Origin of the sequence: Vibrio clamense (genome assembly GCF_050337905.1) — a bacterium.
In the GTDB taxonomy this organism is placed as follows: domain Bacteria; phylum Pseudomonadota; class Gammaproteobacteria; order Enterobacterales; family Vibrionaceae; genus Vibrio; species Vibrio cortegadensis.
This window is the reverse complement of record NZ_JAKJTJ010000022.1, coordinates 165,229-191,828: the sequence shown is the minus strand read 5'-3', so window position 1 is coordinate 191,828 and position 26,600 is coordinate 165,229. Positions and strand designations below refer to the sequence as shown.

25 protein-coding genes are annotated in these 26,600 nt (G+C 37.5%); 2 read left to right on the top strand and 23 right to left on the bottom strand.

Translation table 11 applies throughout. The features are described from left to right. Window positions 1-35 precede the first annotated feature (35 nt). Window positions 36-470 (bottom strand): DUF805 domain-containing protein, encoded by a 435-nt coding sequence (locus L4C39_RS10210; protein WP_429745708.1) that lies wholly within the window; start codon window positions 468-470, stop codon window positions 36-38. Window positions 471-548: 78 nt separating this feature from the next. Continuing rightward, window positions 549-896, bottom strand: coding sequence for a 5-carboxymethyl-2-hydroxymuconate Delta-isomerase (locus L4C39_RS10205; RefSeq protein ID WP_017052610.1), 348 nt, complete (start codon window positions 894-896; stop codon window positions 549-551). Between the two features lie 322 nt (window positions 897-1,218). Here L4C39_RS10205 and tpiA point away from each other — a divergent pair, with 322 nt between their 5' ends. After that, entirely contained in the window at window positions 1,219-1,989 is a 771-nt protein-coding gene (tpiA, locus tag L4C39_RS10200) for a triose-phosphate isomerase (RefSeq protein ID WP_429745706.1), read from the top strand. A gap of 250 nt (window positions 1,990-2,239) precedes the next feature. Here tpiA and L4C39_RS10195 read toward each other — a convergent pair whose 3' ends face one another. The 3 genes from L4C39_RS10195 to L4C39_RS10185 all read right to left on the bottom strand — a co-directional run bounded on the left by L4C39_RS10195 (window position 2,240) and on the right by L4C39_RS10185 (window position 6,266). Then, window positions 2,240-3,706 carry a hypothetical protein gene (locus L4C39_RS10195; protein ID WP_429745704.1) on the bottom strand — a complete coding sequence of 489 codons (1,467 nt, stop codon included), beginning with the start codon at window positions 3,704-3,706 and terminating at the stop codon, window positions 2,240-2,242. 131 nt (window positions 3,707-3,837) lie between these two features. After that, window positions 3,838-5,205: an MBL fold metallo-hydrolase RNA specificity domain-containing protein gene (locus L4C39_RS10190; RefSeq protein WP_429745703.1), complete on the bottom strand. Its 1,368-nt coding sequence runs from the start codon at window positions 5,203-5,205 to the stop codon at window positions 3,838-3,840. 98 nt (window positions 5,206-5,303) lie between these two features. Then, window positions 5,304-6,266: an alpha/beta hydrolase gene (locus L4C39_RS10185; RefSeq protein WP_429745701.1), complete on the bottom strand. Its 963-nt coding sequence runs from the start codon at window positions 6,264-6,266 to the stop codon at window positions 5,304-5,306. Between the two features lie 259 nt (window positions 6,267-6,525). Here L4C39_RS10185 and wecA point away from each other — a divergent pair, with 259 nt between their 5' ends. Further along, complete coding sequence (gene wecA, locus L4C39_RS10180) at window positions 6,526-7,590, top strand: UDP-N-acetylglucosamine--undecaprenyl-phosphate N-acetylglucosaminephosphotransferase (protein ID WP_429745700.1); 1,065 nt, start codon at window positions 6,526-6,528, stop codon at window positions 7,588-7,590. A 170-nt stretch (window positions 7,591-7,760) separates the two neighbouring features. Here wecA and L4C39_RS10175 read toward each other — a convergent pair whose 3' ends face one another. The 18 genes from L4C39_RS10175 to wecB all read right to left on the bottom strand — a co-directional run bounded on the left by L4C39_RS10175 (window position 7,761) and on the right by wecB (window position 26,478). Then, the gene (locus L4C39_RS10175; RefSeq protein ID WP_429745698.1) at window positions 7,761-8,816 is read right to left on the bottom strand and encodes a DUF1972 domain-containing protein; all 1,056 of its coding nucleotides are present in this window, start codon (window positions 8,814-8,816) and stop codon (window positions 7,761-7,763) included. Beyond that, a complete protein-coding gene (gene rfbC / locus L4C39_RS10170; protein ID WP_429745696.1) occupies window positions 8,813-9,361 on the bottom strand; it encodes a dTDP-4-dehydrorhamnose 3,5-epimerase in 549 nt (182 codons plus the stop codon). Before rfbC ends, L4C39_RS10175 begins: the two co-directional genes overlap by 4 nt. 21 nt (window positions 9,362-9,382) lie before the next feature. Next, window positions 9,383-10,267: a dTDP-4-dehydrorhamnose reductase gene (gene rfbD / locus L4C39_RS10165; RefSeq protein WP_429745694.1), complete on the bottom strand. Its 885-nt coding sequence runs from the start codon at window positions 10,265-10,267 to the stop codon at window positions 9,383-9,385. Then, the gene (gene rfbA / locus L4C39_RS10160; protein WP_429745692.1) at window positions 10,267-11,142 is read right to left on the bottom strand and encodes a glucose-1-phosphate thymidylyltransferase RfbA; all 876 of its coding nucleotides are present in this window, start codon (window positions 11,140-11,142) and stop codon (window positions 10,267-10,269) included. The genes rfbD and rfbA overlap by 1 nt, the downstream gene beginning before the upstream one ends. Continuing rightward, window positions 11,142-12,227 carry a dTDP-glucose 4,6-dehydratase gene (gene rfbB / locus L4C39_RS10155; protein ID WP_429745690.1) on the bottom strand — a complete coding sequence of 362 codons (1,086 nt, stop codon included), beginning with the start codon at window positions 12,225-12,227 and terminating at the stop codon, window positions 11,142-11,144. Before rfbB ends, rfbA begins: the two co-directional genes overlap by 1 nt. 12 nt (window positions 12,228-12,239) lie before the next feature. Beyond that, window positions 12,240-13,526: a hypothetical protein gene (locus L4C39_RS10150; protein ID WP_429745688.1), complete on the bottom strand. Its 1,287-nt coding sequence runs from the start codon at window positions 13,524-13,526 to the stop codon at window positions 12,240-12,242. Beyond that, window positions 13,492-14,580: a glycosyltransferase gene (locus L4C39_RS10145; protein ID WP_429745686.1), complete on the bottom strand. Its 1,089-nt coding sequence runs from the start codon at window positions 14,578-14,580 to the stop codon at window positions 13,492-13,494. The genes L4C39_RS10150 and L4C39_RS10145 overlap by 35 nt, the downstream gene beginning before the upstream one ends. Then, window positions 14,573-15,796, bottom strand: a complete 1,224-nt coding sequence (locus L4C39_RS10140; protein WP_429745684.1) for an O-antigen ligase family protein — start codon at window positions 15,794-15,796, stop codon at window positions 14,573-14,575. Before L4C39_RS10140 ends, L4C39_RS10145 begins: the two co-directional genes overlap by 8 nt. Further along, window positions 15,756-16,877, bottom strand: coding sequence for a glycosyltransferase family protein (locus L4C39_RS10135; protein WP_429745682.1), 1,122 nt, complete (start codon window positions 16,875-16,877; stop codon window positions 15,756-15,758). Before L4C39_RS10135 ends, L4C39_RS10140 begins: the two co-directional genes overlap by 41 nt. Continuing rightward, entirely contained in the window at window positions 16,810-18,675 is a 1,866-nt protein-coding gene (locus L4C39_RS10130) for a heparinase II/III domain-containing protein (RefSeq protein WP_429745680.1), read from the bottom strand. The genes L4C39_RS10135 and L4C39_RS10130 overlap by 68 nt, the downstream gene beginning before the upstream one ends. Next, window positions 18,656-19,867, bottom strand: coding sequence for an oligosaccharide flippase family protein (locus L4C39_RS10125; protein ID WP_429745876.1), 1,212 nt, complete (start codon window positions 19,865-19,867; stop codon window positions 18,656-18,658). The genes L4C39_RS10130 and L4C39_RS10125 overlap by 20 nt, the downstream gene beginning before the upstream one ends. 32 nt (window positions 19,868-19,899) lie before the next feature. Beyond that, window positions 19,900-20,340 carry a serine O-acetyltransferase gene (locus L4C39_RS10120; protein WP_429745678.1) on the bottom strand — a complete coding sequence of 147 codons (441 nt, stop codon included), beginning with the start codon at window positions 20,338-20,340 and terminating at the stop codon, window positions 19,900-19,902. Beyond that, window positions 20,341-21,468 (bottom strand): glycosyltransferase family protein, encoded by a 1,128-nt coding sequence (locus tag L4C39_RS10115; protein WP_429745676.1) that lies wholly within the window; start codon window positions 21,466-21,468, stop codon window positions 20,341-20,343. Between the two features lie 448 nt (window positions 21,469-21,916). Continuing rightward, window positions 21,917-22,084, bottom strand: coding sequence for a hypothetical protein (locus tag L4C39_RS10110; protein ID WP_429745674.1), 168 nt, complete (start codon window positions 22,082-22,084; stop codon window positions 21,917-21,919). A gap of 123 nt (window positions 22,085-22,207) precedes the next feature. Continuing rightward, window positions 22,208-22,933 (bottom strand): dTDP-4-amino-4,6-dideoxyglucose formyltransferase, encoded by a 726-nt coding sequence (locus L4C39_RS10105; RefSeq protein WP_429745672.1) that lies wholly within the window; start codon window positions 22,931-22,933, stop codon window positions 22,208-22,210. After that, complete coding sequence (locus L4C39_RS10100) at window positions 22,934-24,010, bottom strand: DegT/DnrJ/EryC1/StrS family aminotransferase (RefSeq protein ID WP_429745670.1); 1,077 nt, start codon at window positions 24,008-24,010, stop codon at window positions 22,934-22,936. A 61-nt stretch (window positions 24,011-24,071) separates the two neighbouring features. After that, window positions 24,072-25,337, bottom strand: a complete 1,266-nt coding sequence (gene wecC, locus L4C39_RS10095) for a UDP-N-acetyl-D-mannosamine dehydrogenase (protein WP_429745668.1) — start codon at window positions 25,335-25,337, stop codon at window positions 24,072-24,074. A gap of 16 nt (window positions 25,338-25,353) precedes the next feature. Beyond that, window positions 25,354-26,478: a non-hydrolyzing UDP-N-acetylglucosamine 2-epimerase gene (wecB, locus tag L4C39_RS10090; protein WP_429745666.1), complete on the bottom strand. Its 1,125-nt coding sequence runs from the start codon at window positions 26,476-26,478 to the stop codon at window positions 25,354-25,356. Between the last annotated feature and the right edge of the window lie 122 nt (window positions 26,479-26,600).

The window sequence follows — 26,600 nt, the reverse complement described above, 5'->3', positions numbered from 1 at the left end:
TCTATTTATCTTTTTATCGGTCCCTTATTTTCTTCCTATCGTTGAAGCGGGTCGCGACCGTATTGATTGTCTCCGGTGGTGCCTTTCATAAACCCGCATTCAACAAGGATCCAGATTCCACATACGAACGCCACCAGCGTCGCCATCAGTTCAGGAGCGGAAGGCGTTGCCGTTGCAGATGCTGCCCCCGCCATAGGTGTCATTAAACGCCCGACAATAAGAGGCACGTTAAGAAATAACCAGCGGTTAGATTTATCTCTGTCGTGCCAACGTTTTGCGGTGATCGCTAAATCCGGAACCATTAAGATCAATAAGAAAACAGGCAACAACAAATAAGCGTATACCGGGAATAGAATATTTATACCGATCGCAAAACCAAAAATAGCCGCGTAATAGATAAGGTTCCAGATCCAAAAAACTTTTCGCCCTATCCGCCCTTGAAATGAAAGTAACAACTCTTTAATCGACATCTTTCTACCTAAATATTAAAAAATTAAACCGCCAGTATCCCACCACTATTCCATAACCACCTAACGACAAGGAGAGTACTAGTTAATGATTTTCTGAAAGCAGGCGGTATCCATATCGCGCATATTCACTGTTAAGCTGCGCACATGACTGGCTTGCCCTTGAAGCACTTCAATGAGCTGACGAGAGAGCTCCCGCTTTTGCTCTTCAGTACGGCCAACCAATAGCTCAAAATTCACATGAATAAAATCGACACTATCACCTTCATCACCTATCAACCAATTATGGCAACGCAGAGCTCGAGATTTCACAGAGCCAACATCAAACAGACCACAATGCAGTGCCACGTTGTGTAAATCTTCCAGCAGCCCCTGAACATTCACTCGATCGTCTACCGAATTGGAGTACTCCATTACTAGGTTAGGCATTTTATCTTCCTTATATCGATTTAAGGTCATGAAAAACTCGATGACCATCATGGATCGTATTTGAGATGCCATTAATAGCAATTAACACTGAAAAAACCGAGAAGATAAGGATTAATCTGTATGTCGGATCACTGACTAAATGAAATACTCCTACCTCGCTTCTATCCTGCACTTCGATGTCAAGATTAAGAACATTTCTCTCGATCCAAGAAAGACATGACTACAGTCATGATCTAAACTTATTAATCTGTTATATTCTTACGTAATCAAGTTTATTTTTTACATATTAACTTTCACATAAATTAATCGCGGAGAAAATCCTATGCGTCATCCTGTAGTTATGGGTAACTGGAAACTAAACGGCAGCAAAGAAATGGTTGTTGCGCTTCTAAACGGTCTTAACGCTGAACTTGAAGGCGTGACAGGCGTAGACGTTGCAGTTGCTCCACCAGCTCTATTTGTTGATCTTGCTGAGCGTACGCTTACTGAAGCAGGCAGCGCAATCATCCTAGGTGCTCAAAACTCTGACCTAAACAACAGCGGTGCATTCACTGGCGACATGTCTCCAGCAATGCTTAAAGAGTTCGGTGCTTCTCACATCATCATCGGTCACTCTGAGCGTCGTGAATACCACGCTGAGTCTGACGAGTTCATTGCTAAGAAATTCGCATTCCTAAAAGAGAACGGCCTAACACCTGTTCTTTGTATCGGTGAATCTGAAGCTCAAAACGAAGCTGGCGAAACGGTTTCTGTATGTGCTCGTCAACTTGACGCAGTAATCAACACTCAAGGCGTTGAAGCTCTTGAAGGCGCGATCATCGCTTACGAACCAATCTGGGCTATCGGTACTGGTAAAGCAGCAACAGCTGAAGATGCACAACGCATCCACGCTCAAATCCGTGCTCACATCGCAGAGAAATCTGAAGAAGTAGCTAAGAAAGTTGTTATCCAATACGGCGGTTCTGTTAAACCAGAAAACGCAGCAGCTTACTTCGCACAACCAGACATCGACGGTGCTCTAGTTGGCGGCGCAGCGCTAGACGCGAAAAGCTTTGCAGCTATCGCTAAAGCAGCAGCGGAAGCAAAAGCTTAATTTTAAGCACTGCTTCGAATTCTAGTTTTAGAGTTTAGCATTAGAAAGGTCAACTTAGGTTGGCCTTTTTTGTGTCTGCTTATCCAGTTTTTGCCTTCTCATACATGAAAAAAGCCCTCTTAACTATCGAGAGTTAAGAGGGCTTTATACGAAAAATATTCAATTAAAGATAGAAACTAGCACCTCTTATTTATTCACAGATAAATAAAACGGGTCCTTTTTCTTAATGCTTAATGCTTAATGCTTAAGTCTACCCTTCATTAAACTCACAACCGGCTTCCGTCATGCTCGCTTCAGAGTCTCCACATATTTTAAGTTGAGTGCCATTTTGGTAATAGGACTGTTTGGTCCAATTGCCATCACGATCATGATTGGTCATGATCTGTTTTGGATCATCCCCAAATTCATTTTTAGAACGCAACCAAAAGCTTGAGCCGTAATCATTTTCATCGTAGAAATTAGTGCTAATTCTGTCAGCAATAGCAACCAACTCATCAGCGGTTACTGTGTCGGTATTCCCAATCAAATACTCAAAACCACTGGTATGATCTTCATCGTAAACATGCTCTGAGCTGGTGAAGTCATCCGAGTGAGTATCGTATCTCATCGAAAGTATTGATTGAGTAATATGGTTGCCGTCACCATCAAAATCAGCATTCACACACTCATCCCAATCTTGAACATTAAAATATACTTTATTAATGATCCCGTATTGACCGGTTGAATTCATGACTTCCAACTGCTCTGCAAGTGAGCATGAGAATCCAGACTGAATCTCCCTTCTGATACCGATGAACTGGTTTGCTTCAATACTGCCTCGCGTTCTTCTTTTCGCCGTATCTTTGCTGAACAAATTCATCTTCTGCTCTAGATCTTCTGACACTTGATAAACTTCAGAGTCGTAGTCACCGTTTACCGCTTGGACAAACTCTCTTCGATACCATTCATCGTCATAGCTATCATCAGTCGCCCACTTACCAAAAAAGTATTCGACCCAAGCAGAGCGAGCATCAGGGTTTGCATCAATGAGCTCTTTGGTTTCGGCATACGATTTTTGAAGACCAGGAACGAGTTTTTTTGCCATTTCATGAAGCTTATTACCCGCGTCTCCACCAGTCGCAATGTAATCACTGTATAACTCATCCACAGTAACATTGTATCGTTCAGCAACACGTATCTCTTGGGCTTGTAAACGCTGTTTAATATCTTGTCTTAACGCTTCACCTTTAAGCACGCTATCACAAGATAGTTGCCCGCCGTTGCTATCTCGTAGCTCTTGCTCTACTTGCGTCCATACAATGGAAGTCAGCGGAGTGAGATTGAGCAAATCACTATCGGTAGTCAAAGCAAACTTAGGAGAAATGGTCATCTGGTACGCTTCATCAATTGGCGTATCTGGGTGATCCGTATCAATAGCACCAACAGGCACGTCAACCACAACAGGCACATATTCAGAACACTTAGCGATGTTTGAAGGAATGATGAGTTCAAATTCTCCCTCTTCTATGGTTACAACGCTAGGTTCGTTACTTTCCATTTGACCGTTAAAGTTTAAATCGAGATAAACCGTCGCACCGATAATGTATCCATCAATGGCTTTACCTGCTATTGATGCAGAAGAGCCGCCAGACGAGCTACCACCGCCTCCACCACAACCCATAAGTACAGCGGATACCATTGATGCCGCAAGCAAGATTTTTGTGCTTTTGTTTGTCATGTTCTCTGTGTCACCGAATATAAATTGGCTACGAATAATACAGGACGACCACCTTTATTTCTAGCTTTTCTGATTGTTTTATGTTCGTTAATAATCACTGGAGTTTATAAACAAATAGAGGCTAAACACCCTTACTGGATAATTTCTTCTACATTACTCTCAACTAATTTATCCATAAACTGCTGCTTGGCTTCTGGCTCTCCATGGATCAAATGTAACTCTTTAATTGGGCTTTCGATTCCGCGTATAAAGGCGAGCAGATCCGCTTGATCAGCGTGAGCGGAGTACCCAGACATCGTATGCCGCTGCGCGTTTATCTCTATCTCTTGCCCATCAATCACCACTTGTGAGCGACCGCTTTGAATCTCCCTGCCTAATGTGCCATGGGCTTGATAACCCGCAAAAAGAACATCGGTGCACTTGTCTGGTAGCAGAGCTTTCAAATAGTTCATCACCCTTCCCCCTTGGCACATTCCCGATGCAGCAATCACGATCGCCGCTTCTCCCGTTGTCGCTAGCCGATTGACTAACGCAATGTGCTGCTTGTGATCATCTATCACTACACACTGCTCAAAAGCCAGAGGATGACGTTTGGACTCCAAACGAAACTTAGCCTCTTTTCCCCACAGTTTTTTAAAGCGACGATAGGATTTCGTCACCTTACTTGCTAAAGGTGAATCCAAAATAATCGGAATATCCCCTTCGATATCGGATTGATGGATCAGCCGTTCAATATCAAACAGTAGCTCTTGAGTTCGGCCGACACTAAACGCTGGGATCAGTATGGTTCCGCCATCTTTCAAGGAGCGATTAATGATCGCTTTTAGCCTTTCACTTCTCTGTTCCACACTGTCATGAGTTTTATCGCCATAAGTGGTTTCAATATAGAGATAGTCGGCACGCTTAGGCGGTTTTGGATCAGGCAACAACGGTGTATTACGCGGGCCAAGATCGCCAGAGAACACCACCACTTCATCATTTGGCAGTTTGATTTCGACATAGGCCGAACCAAGAATATGCCCCGCAGGAGAGAAACGTATATACACCCGAGAATTCGGTTCTGAGGCTTTAGATTTTAAAGCTTTCGTTGTTAAAACTTCTTTTGCTAAAGAAAGGGGCAACCACCGATGATACGGAACGGGTTTGATCCTTTTTTGCACTAACTCCAACACTCGCTCTCGCTGGCCTCGATTCAATCCCAGTTGCAGTTTCAAGCCATCTTCTAGCATCAAGGGGATTAACTCTGCGGTGGCTGTCGTACAGTAGATTGGCCCTTTAAAACCAGCGGCGAGCAACCAAGGAAGACGCCCAATATGATCGATATGGGTATGAGTGACGACTAAGGCTTTGATATGTGAAGTGGGAAACTCAATCGGCAGTGGACGACTATCGCTCCCTTGAAACAGACCACAATCGATCAACAAGCTACGATTGTCCAGTTTCAATTCATGGCAAGATCCTGTGACCGTATCTTTACCTCCATGATGAATTACTTCCATTTATGCCTCCTGCTGCTCGTTGTTAGTTAATAAGTGATAGTTAATAGATGATAAATATTCGTTAGCGATATTTATCAAAGCAACGGTTAACCATTAGCTCACCAATTCAAGCTGACACAACCAGTTTCAATGGCTTTTGCAATATGAGGAATAATAGGACTGACTTCCCCACTCTGATTAGTAAGAAAATAGCTATGACCAAGTGGCGGATCCAAACGGTTATTGAAGCTATCACAATCGAACTCGAACACGCGCTTAGCAGATAGTTTTGAGATGCTTTCCGGCCCTGTCATTCCAAGACGACGTGAACAGGTGATATGACGTAAATTTGCCACTTTGGATGCGGACATAGCCAAATCATCACTGGCGTAATAGACCACGGTATTTTTGGCGGCGTCCAACACATAGCGGCCACGATGTTCGGGTTCAAGAATGTGATTTTCAACATCAGCAGCAACCATGAAAATATTACGAAACATCATTGGCATGGCACCGCGACCGAGCTCTTCCACCCAAGATTGCAGCGCATTGACTAATACTCGATTGCCCATGGAGTGCGCCAGTAAGTTCATTCTGCGTAGGCAAGGCTCCGCTTGTTGTTCGCCAGCTCTGCGCCAATCATCAAATTTACACAGCAGACGCGCAAAGGCGATGCCACTATGGTCGGCGGCTTTTTGGTCGTCCCAATAATCATCGATAATACGTAACTTACTGTCGTCATCACACGGCCAAATCAGTGGAATCACCAATACTCGAGCTCTCTTTTGCAAATCCACCTGTTCATCTAAAAAGTTTTGCAGTTGCTGCGCTCTGTGGAAAATATCGGGCTCCATGTTGTTATCGAAACCATGGATATAGAACAGCAGCTGAGTCCTTGTTGGCAATAATTTCAAGCGAGAGAAGAAGGGCTGAGAGGTCACTTCAGTATAGTCGTTCTCACCATGACGCTCACAAAAATAAAGCCACTTCGACACATCGGTATTTTGGTAATTAAACCCAATGCGCCGCCCAGCGTTGGAACGAGCCGATTGCAGTGGTGTACGGTTGGTGATGAAGAGCATGGCGAACTCCTTGGTGACTATATGTATTCATACATAATTCTTAGCCCACTAAGAGACACTTACAATCAGACAAATAGAAGAGTGCGAAGGAGGTATAATTTTCTTGAAGCAAGGATGTCGTAAATCGCAGTTCTGGGAAATAGTTTGGATTAAGAAAAGCCATGTGTTACTTCCTTATTAACGGCAACCCACTTTCGAAAATATGAAATTTAAGCTAAAATTCGATCAATAAAATATAATTAAATGATTGGCTAATAATATGTTGTTAGAACTAACTTTTGTCTTTTTCTTTTCATTTTCCACCCTATTCTTGATGAGAAAAATAGCAAAAAATATCGGCTTAGTAGATAAACCTAATGCTCGAAAATTCCATACTGGCGCAGTACCTTTGGTTGGCGGCATTTCAATCTGTATATGTATCGCACAGTTCATCGCATTCAAACCTGATGTCATTCAACACAGCATGATTTATTTATCCTCGATCGTTTTACTGACACTAGTCGGTGCAGTCGATGATAAATGCGATCTGAGCTTTAAAGTTCGACTTGGTATTCAAGCCGGGCTCTCCATTTGCATGATTTACTTCGCAGATATTGAACTGATGAGCTTAGGCAATATGTTTGGTTTTGGGGAAGTTCATTTAGGTTGGATGGGCGGTATCGTAACGGTAATTGCAGTTATTGGGGCAATTAACGCCTTTAACATGGTAGATGGTATCGATGGGTTACTTGGTGGGCTATCCATCGTAACTTTTGCGGGATTAGCTATTTTGCTTAATGTCGATATGGAGTGGGGTCTTGCCTACTTATGCGTTGTCTTTATTGTAGCAATGATTCCTTATATCTTCATGAACCTCGGCATTCTAGGTAGAGAAAGAAAAGTGTTTATGGGGGATGCTGGCAGCATGATGATCGGCTTTACTGTGATTTGGTTGCTACTAGGGGTAAGCCAAGATGAGACCTCATCATTGATGCGACCTGTGACCGCACTTTGGCTTATTGCGGTGCCATTAATGGATATGACGGCAATCATGATTCGAAGAGTAAAACGCGGCGATTCACCATTCAAACCAGATCGTGAACATTTGCATCATATTTTCCAACGCTTAGGACTTAGCTCTAAGCAGACATTGCTAACTATTTGCACCATTGCAAGTTTATACGCTGGGTTTGGGATTTACGGAGAAACAGCAGGTATCGCAGAGCCTGTGATGTTTTATCTATTCATTGCCTGCTTCTTAGCCTATGCCGTCATACTTAGCCATATCTGGCGTATTACAAGTTATGTTAGAAGGTTAAAAGGGTTACCTGAGAAAGCATTTTAATCTCGCCATCGACATACAAAAATGCCGCAATCGTCTCATTCGACTATTGCGGCATTTTTTTAAGCTATAAACGTGTCTCAAAACTGTCTCATAATTGAAACGGTTACAGTTTTAACTAATTCTTTTCATTAAAGTAAAAGGATCAAAAACGATCTCACCAATAGTACTGACTAACTGTAAATATGTTCGTAAGCCTTAGCAATTTGATGCCAAGTATAGCGCTGATTGGCAATTTTTATCATAGCAGCGCCATTCGCTTCTAAATCTTCCACTTGATTGGTATTCAACAACTTGACCAAATCTCTACTCGACTCAAAATAGCACGCCTTGTTGTCTGTACTATAACGGTTAAAGTTGCAATCGAAGGCCATAATAGGTATACCAAAATGCATCATCTCAACCAACGATGGGTTTGTTCCACCAGCGGAGTGACCGTGAATATAAAGTGAACATCCACTCCTAAGCTTATACAACTCATCTAAATCATAGATTGGATCTAATAATTCAATATTATTGAAGCTATTATATTGATTCTTGAGATTGCGTCCAAATTCACTGGCTTGCCAATTACCGACAAACTTTAGGTTTTCTTTCGTTCTTGAGAATGCCTCAAGAATCATTGCGACATTGTTTTCTGGCTCAATGCGACAAAGTCCCAAGGCATACTCATCTTGTTTGCTAGGCACATCGATATCTCGTATAGCGTGATCACCACCATACGCAATCGTATTGCTATTGATTGCATATTCATCTTTAACATAGTCAGTAATGGCTTGATTATCGGTAACAACAACATCTGAGTATTTTACTGCCAAAGACTCCGACCACTTTAAGAAACGGCGAGTCCATTTTCCCCATTTTTCTCTCTTCCATTCCAGACCATCTATATTTGTAACTACATGACTTTTAGATAAAAACCGAAAAATAGGTAAAAATATACACCCTGATACTCCTAATATAAGAACAACATCAGACCGTTGAATTAAGCATTGCATTAATGATAAAACATCATAAGGAATACTCTGGATTCCGTTAGCTTTCAAAGGGATATATGCTAGTTTTGCATTATTATGACTAGCTAGCTTTTCTGAATAACTTTTTGATGAGCAATAAACTGTATATTCCAGTCTATCACCCGAATTCAGAGTTAAGTTTTCAACTAAAGACTCAAACCCCCCATAACATGCTGGAATACCTACAGTACCTACAATTGCAACTTTCTTCATAAGAGTCGTTTAACTCCGCTTAAAGCTTTTGCATTTAAGTCTTTTGACGATAACTTTGGTATCTCATCAATAGGCCACTTAATCCCTATTTCAGGATCGTTCCAAATTATTGCAAGCTCAGCTTCTGGATGATAGTAATCAGTACACTTATAAACAAATTCAGCCTCATCACTAGTCACATAAAAACCATGAGCAAAGCCTTCTGGCACCCACAACTGGCGCTTGTTTTCTGATGAAAGGTACTCACCGACCCATTGGCCAAACGTTGGCGAGCCTTCTCGAATATCGACCGCCACATCAAACACTTCGCCTGATACGACTCGAACCAACTTTCCTTGAGTGTTTTCTGTTTGGTAATGCAGGCCGCGTAAGATACCTTTCTTCGACTTAGAATGGTTATCTTGGACAAACTGTGTTGATTTACCCGTCACTAGCTCTTCAAACTGCTTTTGGTTCCAGGTTTCCATAAAGAAACCACGCTCATCCCCGAACACTTTAGGTTCGATGATTTTTACATCAGGTATTTTAGTATCGATTACTTTCATTTTAGTTCTTTCTAACTCTGCCTATTTATATGCCATTATATTCTCAAGTGCTTGTTGCCAGTTACTGGGTCTAATACCAAATACGGTTTCAACCTTTTCGCAGTTAAGACGTGAATTCGCTGGGCGAGGTGCAGGTAATGGGTATGCCGTTGCTGGTATCTCATTAATTGTTAATTCTTTTAACACCAAATCATGATGTTTAGCATTTTCGAAAATCGATGTTGCAAACTGATACCAACTCACCTGTGGCGCACCAGAGAAGTGATAAATCCCATTTTGCGCTTCACATTGGTAATTATCCATTATGGCTATAAGAGCGTCAGCGATATCACCTGCGTAGGTGGGACCACCGAATTGGTCTCCAATAACACCTAATGTATCCCTTGCTGCCCCTAGGCGCAGCATGGTTTTAACAAAGTTATTACCATGCTCGCCAAATACCCAAGCGGTACGCAGGATTACATGTTTACAATCACTGCTTATAATGCCCTGTTCACCGGCAAGTTTACTTTTACCATATACACTCTGTGGGCTTGGCGTATCGGTTTCGAGATACGGGCTATCTTTACTTCCATCAAAAACGTAATCTGTAGAAATATGTAGGAGTATAGCTTCAAACTGAACAGCCATATCTGCTAAATATTTCGGGCCAGTTTCATTAATTGCAAACGCGTTTGCAATGTCATTTTCAGCTTCATCTACTGCTGTATACGCGGCTGCATTAATAATAATATCTGGCTGCGTCTCGTTGAACGCTTTTTCAACTTGCTGCTTATTAGTAATATCAAGCTCTGTACGATCGAAGCTAAATAGTTGAACATCTGCTCTTGTCTTTAATCGCTCAGTCAAGCAATAGCCTACTTGACCGTTTTTGGCGGTTACCAATACTTTAAGTAATTGAGTCACTACTTTGTCTCTGCGATTCGTTTGAGGTATTGACCATATTCATTTTTAAGCATAGGCTGAGCAATAGTGAGTAATTCTAGTTTCGATAACCAGCCATTATTAAAGGCGACTTCCTCTAAGCAAGCTACTTTCAGCCCTTGTACATTCTGAATGGTTTCCACAAAATTTGCCGCCTCTTGCAGGCTTTCATGGGTGCCTGTATCCAGCCATGCAAAACCACGTCCCAATAACTCAACAGATAATTTACCAGCATTGAGGTACATTTCATTTAAAGTCGTAATTTCTAGCTCACCGCGTTCAGATGGCTTAACTTGTTTTGCGAACTCAATAACTGAATTATCGTAGAAATAGAGCCCAGTTACAGCATAGTTCGATTTCGGCTTTGCTGGCTTTTCTTCTATCGAGATAGCTTTCATGTTTTCATCGAACTCAACAACACCAAAACGCTCAGGATCATGCACTTGATAACCAAATACACTAGCTATCCCGTCCTCTGTACGGAGGCTTGCGTTTAATAATTGCTCGCTAAAGTGCTGGCCGTAATAAATGTTATCACCCAAGACTAAACATACTGAGTCATCACCAATAAACTCTTCACCAATAATGAAAGCTTGCGCCAAACCATCAGGACTCGGTTGAACCGCGTAATCCAGATTGATACCATAATCACTACCATTACCTAATAAACGCTTAAAACCAGCTTGATCTTCAGGAGTAGTAATAATTAAGATATCTTTAATGCCTGCCAGCATAAGGGTAGATATTGGGTAATAAACCATAGGCTTATCATATATCGGCAGCATTTGTTTTGATGTACCACGAGTTAATGGGTATAAACGCGTACCTGAGCCACCTGCTAATACAATACCTTTCATTATTTAACTCCCTCTGAAATGCCTAAACGTTCACGTTGGTAGCTACCCTCTTGGACGTTCTTGCACCACTGCTCATTATCTAGATACCACTTCACAGTCTTCTCTAGACCAGTTTCAAATGTCTCAAGCGGCATCCAGCCAAGTTCAAGTTGCATTTTGCTAGAGTCAATGGCGTAGCGTCGATCATGCCCTGGTCGATCTGTCACAAATATGATCTGCTCTTCGTATTTTGCGGCTTTAGGGACGAGCTTATCTAAGGTGGCACAAATAGTTTTTACCACTTCAATATTTTGCTTCTCATTGTGACCACCTATGTTGTAGGTCTCGCCAATCCCCCCTTTCGTAACAACTTTGTATAGCGCACGAGCATGGTCTTCAACATACAGCCAATCACGAATTTGATCGCCTTTTCCGTAGATTGGTAGGTCTTTACCTTCAAGCGCGTTTAGAATAACTAGCGGAATGAGTTTCTCTGGGAAATGGTACGGACCATAGTTGTTCGAGCAGTTGGTTACAATCGTAGGTAAACCGTAGGTGCGCAGCCAAGCTCGGACTAAGTGATCACTTGATGCCTTAGATACCGAGTACGGGCTTGAGGGGGCATAAGGCGTAGTTTCCAAGAACATGGGAAGGTTGCTAGAATCTTCTACTTCATCAGGGTGGGGTAAGTCACCATATACTTCATCAGTAGAAATGTGATGGAAACGGAATGCTTGCTTATCATCATGACTTAAGCCATCCCAGTAAGCACGCGTCACTTCAAGTAGCGTGTATGTACCCACTACGTTAGTTTCAATGAATGCGGCAGGACCAGTAATCGACCGGTCCACATGGCTCTCAGCGGCAAGATGCATAACAGCATCTGGTTTATGCTGTTTAAATACGCGCTCAAGCTCTGCATGGTTACAGATATTTACATGCTCAAATACATAACGCCCACTTGACTCTATAGTAACTAATGATTCTAAATTGCCCGCGTAAGTCAAACAATCCACATTAATTACTGAGTCCGTGGTGTTTTCAATAATATGACGAACTACTGCAGAGCCTATAAATCCCGCGCCTCCGGTGACTAAAATTTTCATAAAAATCCTTAACTACTTATGATTGTCTTTGATAACTAGTTTAACTTTACCTACACGTGTTCTTTCTAATTGATCGCATATGGCTATATTAAAAGTAAAGTTTTGTAAACGCTGTTCCAAGTAAGATTGCAAATTAGTCATGACCAAAGACGAATCTGCTTGAATACGCATAGTAACCATACCCATTTCTGGTTGATAAAACTGATAACCATTTACCCCTAAAAAGCTGTCATCATGAAAGTTTAAACTTGAAATATAGATCTTAGCGCCAAGTTTATCTGTTATATAATCTTGTGTCCTACCACGAATGCTTTTATAACCTATGACTAAGCCAGAATCACTAAACATAGGATCTACTACATAATCATTAGTAGCATACTTCAAAAAAGGATATTCACGCTCAATAAGTGAAGTCGCGATTAATTCATTATCACTAGAAAGCTCTATATATGAGTACTGGAAAGGGAAAACGCCTGGCTCAAAGTCAACTTGATAGCCTAAAACAGAAAACTCACTATTCCCATAATGATCACAAATACTTGAGTTGAAGGCTTTTTTAACACTGATTTTATCAGTATAAGAAAAGACTTCGGAGCTGGCATAAACTAAAGATAGTGAGTTAAATTTATAACTATTAGAACTGCTATTAATAAACGATGCTAGCTCTTTAATTGAAGAAGGGTAGCAATTAATAATATGAGGATCGAATTCCAAGATAGAATTTAAAATATTAGGTATCTTATCTTTGCTCAGGTGAAAAGAAGATACATACAAAGAACGCCCGATCTTTAAAACGCTTCGTCCTCCAGGAAGAACTGCACCTCTAATAAACACTTTTCTATAAGATTTTTTATTAGAAAATTCAAATTTAGATAAAATGCAATCAATATGGGCAAACTCTCGTAAAGACGCCTTTTTAGAATTATAGAACTCTAAAGGCTCTCCTGTTGAGCCTCCTGTATATTTAGCCTTTATTTTTTTTAGACTAATCTTATTAGATACAAAACTAATAGCACGGTGATTCTTAATATGAACTTTAGTTAGTATATCAAGACCATCAAATTTCGATTCTTTATGGGGGGAATAATATGGCACATATTTGGTTGCATCATCTAGTATTCTATCCCTTAACGTTAATTGATATTTAAACTTTTCTGAATCATTCCAACCATCACTATCGATGAGGAATTTGTAATACTCACGATAGAAACCACCCAATCGAAAAAAATTGGGCACCTGTAAATAAAGTTCTGACAAATAAAATTTAATTATAGATAGAAAACGTTCTACATATTTCATATTCATATCTCGAATTACTAAACTCTTCAGCTCTTGATCTGGCTGAACGTGAAAAACATAACCACTTATCATAATCTTTAGATAAGTAACTTAATTTGCTCGAAATTCTATTTTTATCTAAGAAACTAATATGCCAGCCATCACAATTATCTCTTACTAATTCAGCCGGCCCACCTATTTGAGGACATATAATTGGGGAATACGAAAACATGCCTTCCAGTATAGTTAACCCAAAAGTTTCAATCCAATATTGGGGATCTGATAGATTAAAAACTAAGAACGAATCTATATAATAATCAGCCAATTTTTGAGGCCGAAAGACTACATCAATGTTTGGGGGTAAATCAAGCCCACGATTTAATTCATGGAAATCTGATTGAGAGCAATTCAATATTAAAGTAAACAAAAAGTCATTTTCTTTAGCAATTTCTATAAAGGATAAATATCCTTTATAGGTTTTTAGAGAGCAGACTAAAAGAACATTCTTTTTTAACCACTTGTTATACAAGGCATCGTCTGTCAAATTTATCGTCTCATACATTGGGTCCGCACAATTATAAATAACACAACCAGGTAAGTTTGTATAAACCCCCTTAACATAATCAGAAACAAATAAATTATAACTACTCGTACATTCCATAACCTTTACTAAAGTAAAATTAAGTAACTTAGGGCTAATACTTACCTCATGAAGGTAGTAATTAACTTCCACATTACACATTTTCCCCGCTAGCGCTGCACCAAAAGGTAGTAAAGTATTAACAAGTATTATTTTATCTTCTTTTTTATTATTATAAATCCATTTTAGCACTTTAAAGAAAAGTACAAACTGGCTGACAAGATAAAAAAACAATGTTATCAACTTACAATTAGATCTTTTATAAAGAAAAGAGCTAGTCGTAGATGAAGAATTTATAAACCCTTTAGAACCGGAACCAATAAAAACGTCAAATAAAACACCATTTTTTTTTAGCACATTAATAAAAGAGGACAAAACCTTCGGGCTACCACTATAGTCGTCAAACAAATGAATCAATAAAAATTTTTTATTCATGCAATTTCCTTTTTAATGTCATAGAGTGTACAGCTAAAATTAATACAAACAAAGATGAAGTCATACCATTAAATAATACATGTCCAGCCAAAAAAGAATGAAAAACAAGTAAAATAACAGATAGCAGTAAAATAAAATTACGTCTAACCACACTCAACATCATACAATAAAAAGTAAAAACCAAAGAAAACCCAATGGCACCATACATAAAGAATATATCTAACACATCCGATTCTAAAGTATCGTAAAATACTTTATCGTTCAACTCTTGAAAAGAAACAAAAACCCCTAAACCACTAAGGACCCTTAAAGAATAAAGACCATCGACATTAAACATAGAAACTGCATCTTTAAAATATTCGACTCGACTACTTAAAATGAAATCCATCAACCCTTCCGACTTTTCAAATCTAAATAAAACAACATCAAATGCAACAATTAAAAAATCATATAAATATGACCAGAAAGAAACTACAAAAAGACCAAGAACTGAAAAAAATAAAATTCGATATTTACTATAATAGAAGTAAAGAAAAATAGACACGAGAAAAAATATAGCACAAGTCTTAGTTCCTACAAGTAATAATGCAAACGTTGATAACACATAAACTAGAAAGAAATTTTTATTCTTATAAAATAGTAACAAAAACAAATTAAGTAAGCTTAAACAGCCCAAATAAATCCCAAGACCGTTACCAGATGCAAAGAAAGATTTCGTACCAAAGCCTTCAATATAGGTCTGAGACCCATAACCTGTTAATGACGAAAATATTATAGCAACTGAAACCAAGTAACTATTAAACTTTATTAACTTTAGGACCACCTCCGAAGAAATATCTTCTCTCTTTCTATAAACAACCATAACCATCATTGCGAGCAAAAATAACTTAGACAAGTTCATTAAAGAAAAAAGAAAACCGCTAATGTTTAAATATGTAAACGCAGAAAAGATTTCAATGAAAATAAAAAAACACAATACTAATAGAGACGTGTAAAAATGCAAGTACCGTCTTAGTAAGTAAACGGAGAAAACTGTTAATATCAAGCGGATAAATTGAGATGGTGTTGCTACTGCCCCCTCAATCAATATACCTAAAGACATTAACAATCCAGTTGCCAAATCAAACAGCGGCGATATAACTAAGATAAGAAACAAAAGTAAGTTTACGTCTGCTTTAATTACATAACCGTTCATAATACTTTTTAAACTTCTCATACTGAAACTCTCTGCTATATAAGTCTATCTCATTACGAACTATAGCTTTTCTTTCTACAAATTCTATTAACTGAGGAATGTCTATATCATTACAATCTATAAAATCCGTTTTTGATGAGATAAGTATATTTTTGGCTTCTTTAGCACTACCAACAAATAGTATTTTACTATTCAATAATATATAGTCAAAAACTGTAGTGGTAGGTTCCCAAATCAAACAATCAGAAGTCACAAGCAAAGATAAATCATAATTCACTAAAGCCTTGAGGTAGATTTCACGATCAACTTGAGAGTAAGAATAATATTTTAAATACTTCTTTTTAGAAACAAAACCCAATAATTTGCTTGAAAGTTTCCCATAATGATGAAGCTCAAACATATAACTACTTTCGCTATCTAAAACATCAATTAAATTCCTGAGGGCCTCACTATCTCTGAAGTCATAGACATTACCTCCACAACCGATTTTAATAATTTTTCTATGACTAATCACTTTTGTTTCAGGCCTATGATTAGTTACGTCTGACTCAAGAAAACCATTATGTACTGAAACAGCATTAATTCCCCAGTCATTTAATATTCTTTCAGACTCTAGACCTACACAAATAACTAAATCGGAAGTTTTAGATATAAACTTTATATAACTTTCTACAACTTTCAAAAATAAATATCTTAAAAATAATAAAGAAACACCCTGTTTTTTATAATTGAAGTATATCATATCAGGGAGATCTCTAATATCTAGAATCACTTTAGCTCCAAGCTTTCTGAATGGTATTGCAAACGAAAGCAAAGTAAATTCAGGGCATGATATAATAACCTGGTCGTATTTACTACCATGCTTATAAACATAGTTTTTAATACCATGTCCATTTTTAAAAACATTTTTAAAAGAATCAACCAACCCTTCAGGAAGAACTGTCACTTCATTAAAAAAATCACTATAATTTGTTTTTCGGTCTGACACCCAAATATCTACTTTATTTTCTACACTCAGCTTCTCTACGAAAAATTTATTGCGATGAACTGATACAGTGTTGCTTGGCGTAAATTTTGGACATATCAAAAGTATCTTCTTCACTTGCCTCTCCATATCTATGGTAAATTTTTGTTGACTTATTATGAATTAGTTTACATTGACTCTCTGACATCAAATAATCTTCGACAACGAGTTGAGATTCATTAACTGAAATTCGCCTGCTGACTTCAATTCCTTGATAAGAGTATGAGGCCAATATGTATTCATCAGATATAACAAACTGAGTTGATGAACTAATTACATTAAACCAGTCAATAAAGTTTACAGGCTCTATTGTTCCCTTTAAAGTATCAACCAGAGGAGTAAAATGTGCTTGTATACCTCTCATTCTATTTCTCTCTATTTTAGAGCTTGTATAAGTCGAAGTTCCAGGGTCACTAATCACCCAACCTTTACCATGCATGTATAGTGATATTGATAACAGATCACTATGACTGTGTCCCGTTGATAACCCTTTAAATTTAAAATAAAGCTTAAAAGTGTCAGACTCTAATATGCAAAGCCCGAAGTCAGAATAAACGATTCGGCTTATCTCACCTGAAAAAGATAAAGTATAAACAGCCCTTTTATTCGAGAAGAAATCACATATAAATTCAGATTCTGAAAGTATTTCTCGATTACAGGGCCCTACACTCTTGCCACAATCAAGAATAAGTTTATCCACATTTTCAATAAACCCCTTATGACTATCGAACCGCTGGTCAAAAGTATTCATATAACTATTAAATATATCAACCTCTGGCTTATAAAGGACTTTCAATACATTTCTCACTCTATCCTGAAAACTAAGGCTATTATCTTTAAACTTCAATGTGCAGTAAAAATCGAAAAAGTAACCTGAATCATTATCGCCAATAATAGGTTGTGTAAAATCAGTCGTAGAAATATCTACTGAAAATTTATGGGCTTTTTTTATTATATTCTCTAGTTTATCAATAAATGCAAAATTAGACTTCTCCATATCAACACTGCAAGTCAAAAGATGATAAAAGTAGAGCACTGATTCTGAGACAAATCGATGATAGCCGGTTGAATCTTCGAAATTGCTCCCATCACTGTTAAATTGTCTAGCGCACTCATTAACAATTCTCTTTAGATATAATTTTCTCAACAGGCGAATTAACGTTGTAGGCTTCGATGAAAAGAGTACAAACCCTCCTGCAATCAAATTTAACAAATAATGATTATTACTTTCTTGGAAATTAAATTCATCATCAAAAATCAACTTGCAGAAATGAAGCTTAATACTAGTATCAACATTAAACAAAGATACATCATAACCCTTATAGCTGAGAATCTGAATGGTCAGTATAAAATTACAAATTCTAATTGAGCTATCCATTGTGCAAAGCCACATATTAATATTTTGAAACTGCGTATCTAATTGAAACTCTTCAAGTCGTTTAAACAAGTACTTTTCAATTAACAAGCTGGCATCCTTAGACAACTTGGGATTATCAATACTTAATGCCATAGTCGGCAGAAAGTTCATCCTAGAGGATTCCATGATATCTTTAACATCAAAACCCGAATCGAAATGAGATGTTAAGTCTTTATACACTATTTTTTTACCAGGATTCAAATCGATCCATTTTCCTAATAAGTACCCCTTTCCAGAAGAATGATATAAGCAATTTACAAGTAACTCATCAGAAACATTCGTATCAACCCAATAATTAATTGAGGTATCTAACTTTAAAGGAATAAGTTTATATACCCTAAAAAAAACCAAACTACTCAGGAGTCGACTCTTTATCGGCCTAAAAACCCTCCTTAAAACTTTAAATATGAAAATTTTCGGGCCATTTTCATAAAATAACTTAACGATTTTGTGCTGCATCAACATCTCGAATGTAAGAATTAAATATCTTCGTCATTACAACTCTAGAATAGAGTGAAATAAAAAATCTTGAGGAAATCAAACCTATAATCTCGTATTCATTTACTAACAAATAAGTAAGAGGAACCATAAAAATAAAACTAAATAAAGAAAATTTAAAATTTAGGTTTGTTCTTCCTACAGAAATTAAGGCAGCACCTTTAACTGTGTATCCTGAAGCAATAGGCCATATAACTGATAGCGCAGAAAAGTACAACAATGCTGATGAATACTTAAACCCATCAAAAACATTGTAAACTAATAATGATAAAAACGAAGTTAAAAAACCCAGCAACCAAGCGTATTTAACAAATTTTTTCTCTATACTAATTAACGTAGAATACCATTCATCTCTATTAAGTTTAACTAGATTCAATTTTGGTATAGCATGCTGCTGAACAGTCGCAGTTATCGTATCGAAGCCAACCAAAATAATTAACGCAAAGGAAATTTGGCCAACATCAAACTTACTTGCTGAACTACCAGATAAAATTATCAATCCTAAGTACACACCTAAAGCCCCAATGAGATTTGATATCATTGAGTACTTCCCTACTTTCAGTAAGTTAGTCAACTTATCTATTGATATAAAATTAAATCTTATATACTGCCCTAAATAGTAACATGGATAAACACCTGTTATTATTGAACCAATAAGATAACCATAGACATAACCTAATTTTGAAAAAAAATATGTACATACTACCAATATAAATGTAGCAATAAGTTTAGGCGGCACAGTTGAGTAAAAAAACTCTTTGAACTTCTGAGTTGCTTGTAGAAAGGCCAAGCTTACCCCAGCTAGGACTAAGGTTGGTAACGACAACAAAAAATATAAAAAATATTCGTTCGCTTCTTGTATCTCACTATAAAAAAAAGCACCTAAAGAAAGTAATATCAGCATTGAAAATAAAAGTGAAATTACCAATGAGGTTGTTAAATATCCTCGAAGCTGTACTTTATCTACCTTTGAATTACAATGATAAAGTATAGATGTATTCATACCTAAAAGAGAAACAACAGAAAGTATTTCTACATAAGCCAATCCAGTTCTAATTTGACCAAGATCTTGAGGTGTAACAAACATAGCCACTAGAAACATACCAGAAAAAACTGAAATTTTAGTTAGTATGTTAGAGTTAAATAAATACACAAACCCTTTATATTTATCCAATAGTCTATTTATCAAAAGTAATCTCGTATATTTTCAATATCCATTTTAATAACTTTAGCAGGCACACCCGCTACAACACTATTTTCTGGTATGTCACTAATCACTACACTCCCTGCGCCAATAACAGAGTTATCACCAATTTTTATATTGCCAAGTATAATAGCACCAGCTCCTATATATACATCATTCCCTATTATTGGTAAACCGCCTGTTTGCGATCTTCCACCAATAGTAACGTTCTGAGCGATTGTCACATTAGATCCAATTGCAACATCTTCATGAATAACAACCCCTAAACCATAATAACAAAATAGGACATTTTTACCTATTTCTCTATTGAATCTAAACTGAAATGAGTAAATTATTCTAAGCAATTTTATTATTATAGATACAAACACATTCATCGATTTGCGCTTAAAAAAATAACCTAATGCTATCAACGATGAAAACATCTATTTCCCCCCACTTATCAATTCATTATACAACCGAATTGTCTTTTCTATATTCTTCTCAAAAACAAAGTCTTGGCCTACTTTCTTCAAATTATTGTCTAAGTGTTTTTTGTCTTTCCTAAGAAGGACCGTTAATATCCCTTCACTTAACGGTTTTGAACCAATCTTAGATAACGTAACATCAAGATCATACCGATTCTTTAACTCCATATATGGAGAGATATCACTAAGAATTAAATTCGTTTTCGAGTATATTCCATCAACAATTGCATTTGTTAACATGTCATTATTACTCATATAGATTGACAGATCTGCTCTTGAATATAAGTCAGCATATTCATTTGGAGAAAATATGCCTTCTTCAATTATGATATTTCCTAATTTTTTTTCATTGATATATTGCTCAATTTCATTTAGATACTGTTTGTCAGTTGCATTTGCAGTTTTAATAAGCACCTTAATTTTTTCATATTCATTAATTCTCAACCTGCCTTTCAATAAACAGAGCGACTCTATAATTAGATGTATATTATTATGCCTTAGCATTCCTCTTGGAATAAATATAAAGAAGTCATCTTTTTCTATATTATAGCTATACTTAACCTCTCGGTTTATTTTCTCTACATCATAGAACAAGTTATGCTTCATGGAATTGCCCCACAGTGTCAATCTTGTTTTACTCTTAACTTCTGCTGAGTAATCACACAAATTTAAATATAAATGCCACCAGTTAACAAATATTAAGTCAGATTTATTCACTATATATTTAAAATATATAGATCTTAATAAACTTCTATCTGTTAAGCCATCATAAAACCACTGCCCCCATAAGTTAAATATTAGCTTACCCTTAGATATTTGACTTAATAACAACACTAACTTCTTATTGTATCCACCATGTACATGAATTATATCAAATTCATGCTTTTTAACGTCCTTTATAAACCTTACTATATCGAATAAATCCCTAGGCCCAAAAACAAATCTTAACCCTTCCATTTCTTTAAATTCATCGCTTAAACTTGTAGTAGGTAGTAAATACACATCGAAATCAATTTTATTTCCGAAATATTCTAACCACAGCCTCATATTACTGCCAAAACCTGGACCTATATATAAGATTTTCATATATACTTAATTACTCTAAACTTTTAACTACAATCCGACAAAAAATCTTATCGCCACAGAAAATTCATAAAAATCCGTCAATAAAGGCTTGCTACAGGATTCCCGCATGTATTACAAAGTTTTGAAAAACACTTAAGTGCCAAACAAAACTCTATCTCGGGACTCTGTATTTAGCACGTACTTCAATTGTCGGCGTTTCAATGTTCCTTTATCTATATCTACAAGCTTAATAAAATTCATGTACATTTTGCGAATTCGCGAACTTTCTGATACATGCTTGTAGGTGATTCAGTTGTCACTTTCATTCATTACAGCATTAAACAATCAGTACATACTTGCAACGCCCCTGTGGCCTCAACATAACTTTCCAAGTTCTTCTGCTTTCATTCCCTTAGAAGAAATGTAGTATTTGGCACTATCTCACCACTTCCCTGTTGACAAGTCGCTGCTATACAAAAGCTGTTTTGACTTTCCATTTAGATGCGAAGTATCCAAACTTATCGGTAAACGGAACAACAATATAGCTTTTTAATATCTTACGCCCTCGTTGCCTAATTTCTTCTTGTTCAAATGAATCACTCGCATTGTGGCTTGATTGATTATCTTTTACTAACATTAAATAGTTACCTTTCCGTATAACTATTAACTCTGAGATTGCTCTCTGTCAGTTCCTTGTATCACATTAGTAATCTCGGATAACACACATTGATTCGTTATGTATTCATCAAAGTAATATTCTCTATTTGCGTACACTGTCAACAAGAAAGTTTATACCTACATATACTTTCTTGTTGTCGTATGTAAAGAAAGCATTTTTGTAATTCCCATGGGTTAATGCACGCAGTAAATCGATATGCTCACCTAACGTTCCAACTTTGTTCAGGTCTAATTTACATAGCTCTTTAAAATCTGAAACTCCATTATAATTACCTTCCTCGCTCATCTCACAAGCTTCATACTTACCAGAGATTATCAATTCAAAGTTATCTCGAAAGAGCTCTATTTCCACTGAAATAATTTTTTTATAAACATCCAATGACGTATCATAAGGCAATATTTTAACTTCTTTCTGGCATATTATATCACCATGATCGATTTCTTCATCCATGACGTGTATGGTAGCACCATGTGGAAGTTTGTTTATAATAGAAAAAACTTGAGGATACCACCCTCTATTATATGGATTCAGTCCGGGATGTATATTTATACATCGAACACTATTCACTAAAGTAGCTGGAAAAATCTTTTTACAATGACAAGAGATAACCAAGTCATACTCAGATATTATTTCATTATAATCAGATTTAACATCTATCACACAAACATCATTCCAATTCTCGAAATCAGTTTTTGATTCCGGTGAACATCCATATTTAACTAACAAACCCTCACTTGAGTTGTTTTCAAATATTCCTCTAAACTCCTTAAAAATAACTTCATTATCACTTACAACTAGAATATTCACTTAGACCACCTCTTTGATAATGCTCATTACCTTGTTAACTGACTTATCATCCAAATGCGCATGCATCGGAAGACATAATATTCGCTCAGCCGCTGAAACACTATTACGCGTACCGTAATTATGACTATCTACGAATATCTTATCTAGTGAAGGCTCGAAATAATGCCTTGATTGAATATTGTTATCTGCTAAATGTTTTTCGACTTGATTCATTTTCTCAGCACTTTCTAACAATATTGGCATATAAGCGCCATTAGCATTAGTATCTTCATGCCACTTAGGTAATTCCACAACACCTTTAAGGCCTTCACGGTACTGATGGAACAGTTCTGCGCGGTGATTAAGAATGTTATCTATCTCTTCCAGATTTACTAGACCCACTGCCGCTTGGTATTCATTAAGCTTGGCATTAATACCAATATCAACCACACCACGTCCCGGGCGAATACCAAAATTAATGATTTCTTCTGCTTTTTCGAAGTTTACTCTGTCTTTAAACACTATTGCGCCGCCCTCCACTGTGTGGAATATTTTGGTGGCATGAAAACTAAGAGTGCTAGCATCACCAAAATTTAGCACTGAATTACCTTTAAGCTTTACGCCGAAAGCGTGCGCCGCATCATAGATAATTTGGAAATTGCTTTTCTCACTTAGTTTATCAAAAGCATGAACATCACATGGGTTACCATAAACATGAGTTGCTACCAAAGTATCGGCCTTGCACCCTTTATGGTACGCAAGCTTCACCGCATTTGGAGATAGATTAAGTGATTGCTTATCGATATCAGCAAAAGCAAGTTCATCTTTTTGCCATTTAAAAGCACTTACGGTAGCGACAAAACTAAATGGCGTTGCCAGAATATCTCGGCTACCAATCGCCTTTGCAGCAACTTGAAGCGCAGATGTGCCATTGTTTGTTAGTAGCAGGTTTTTAACACCTAAATAATCTTCAAGTCTCAATGTAAGCTCTTTATGAAGGGGACCGAAGTTAGTGTACCAACCTTTTTTATTTATTTTTTCTAGATATGGTGTTAACTTTTTCAAGTCTGGCTTTAACGGACTATTTAAATAAATCATACATAAACACTCTTAGCTATCTTTATACTTATTTCTTAATCTACTAGGCACCATAGATTAATTACCAAATTCCTTTGGTGTCTATCAAAAATTCTGAGTTGATATTTTCTTGTTTAAATTCTTTATGATCAACTAAAAGCAAATGTATATCAGCCTCTGCCACAGCTTTTTCAAAACTCGTTATTTCTGCATTTGTCAGTTCTTTTGGCAATTCTTCTATATTCGGTTCAACAACCAAAACACGCCCAGCATGTATTCTAGCAATCTCAACAGTAATTTCTTTAGCTGGACTTTCACGAAGATCATCAATATCTGCTTTGAATGCAATTCCATAACATGCAATAGTTACATCTTTAGCCTTTTTATTTGAATTAGCTTGTAAGAAATCCAAAATTGCTAGTTTTACTTTCTCTACGACCCATTTAGGCTTAGCATCGTTCACTTTACGTGCAGTATGAATAATTTGGGCTTCCTTTGGGGTTTTCGACACAATAAACCAAGGGTCAACTGCAATGCAGTGCCCCCCTACACCAGGGCCTGGCTGTAAAATATTAATACGAGGATGACGATTTGCTAGAGAGATAAGTTCCCAAACATTAATGTCCAGTTTGTCACAAATAATTGAAAGCTCGTTGGCAAATGCTATTTGAACATCACGACATGAATTCTCGGTTAACTTTGCCATTTCAGCGGTGCGTGCGTTTGTGATAACGCAATCACCTTGTACAAACGTTTTATATAATTCTACGCTACGTGCTGAGCACGTTGTGGTTAAGCCGCCAATAACACGGTCATTTTCTACTAGTTCACGGACAACATGACCAGGCAACACTCGCTCAGGGCAATGCGCTACATTGACATCTGCATTTTCACCTGCCACTTGAGGGAAAGTTAAATCACTTCTTGCTTCAGCTAACCATTCAGCCATCTGCTCTGTTGCTCCGACAGGAGAAGTAGATTCAAGAATCACCAAATCCCCTTTCTTTAAAACAGGGGCAATAGCTTTACTCGCAGCTTCTATAAACCTCAAATCAGGTTCTGGAATTTCACCTTCATCGCACTCTTTGAACGGCGTTGGAACTGCAATCAAGAAAGCATCTGCACTTTCCGGTGTCGTCACCGCTTTTAAATACCCTTCCGTAACTGCTGTTTTCACAATACCGTCAAGCTCTGGTTCAACAATATGAATTTCGCCACGGTTAATAGTGTCTACTGCATTTTGGTTAACGTCTACTCCAATTACTTTTTTCTTACGAGATGCAAACATTGCTGCTGTTGGTAAGCCAATATAACCAAGACCAACTACTGAAATTGTTTCAAATGACATTTTCTAGCCCTAACTTTTATTTATTTAACTCGTTTAAAATTCGTTTACAAGCCTTACCATCACCATACGGGTTATGCGCAAAGCTCATTTCTCTGTATGCTTCTTCATTCGTTAGAAGAATATTTAAATTCGACACAATCTTATCCACATCAGTACCAACAAGCTTCACCGTACCTGCATCAACCGCTTCTGGGCGTTCAGTTGTACTTCGCATTACTAGTACAGGTTTGCCTAATGAAGGCGCTTCTTCTTGAATACCGCCCGAGTCAGTCAAAATGATGTGCGCACGGTTCATTAGGTAAACAAATGATAAGTATTGTTGAGGCTCAATAAGGTGAATGTTATCAATACAAGCAAGAATACGATTGACGGGTTCACGCACATTTGGATTAAGATGCATTGGGTATAATATTTGTGTATTAGGGTTTGCTTTTGCAGTAATGGCAAGCGACTCACAAATACGCTCAAAGCCGCCACCAAAACTTTCACGACGATGGCCAGTGACCAGTATTAATTTCTTAGCTTCATCTAAAAACGGGAACTGGGCAGAAAGCGTAACGTTCAAATCTTTATCAGAATCAATTTTATCTTTTACCATCAACAGCGCGTCAATCACGGTATTACCTGTGACAGTGATATCGGCTGGGTTAAAGTTTTCTTTTAACAGATTTTGCTTAGATGTTTCGGTCGGAGCAAAGTGGAACTTTGTTAAGGCACCTGTTAAGCGGCGATTACCTTCTTCTGGCCAAGGTGAATAAATATTACCGGTACGAAGTCCAGCTTCTACGTGTCCAACAGGGATCTGTTCGTAATAAGCTGCAAGACTCGCCGCAAATGTGGTAGCAGTATCACCGTGTACAAGTACAACATCTGGCCTAAAATCTTCCAGTACAGATTTCAGTGCCTGAACGATCTTAGCCGTTACGTCATTTAATGTCTGACCTGATTTCATCAAGTTCAGATCATAATCAGGCGTAATTTCAAACAGTTCTAAAACTTGATCAAGCATTTCACGATGCTGAGCAGTCACGCAGCATTTCGCTTCGAATCGTTCATCTGCGGCTAATTCATGAACGAGAGGTGCCATCTTAATTGCTTCAGGACGAGTGCCAAACACCGTCAGGATTTTTTTCTTAGACATTTTCGGCCTACTCTTAATTATCAATTTTTACAAAATGCATGACTGGATGTCTCAGCTGTACAATAAACACTGAGACACTTTTTATTCATTTTGAGACAGTCTATTCTCGACTATCCCTTATA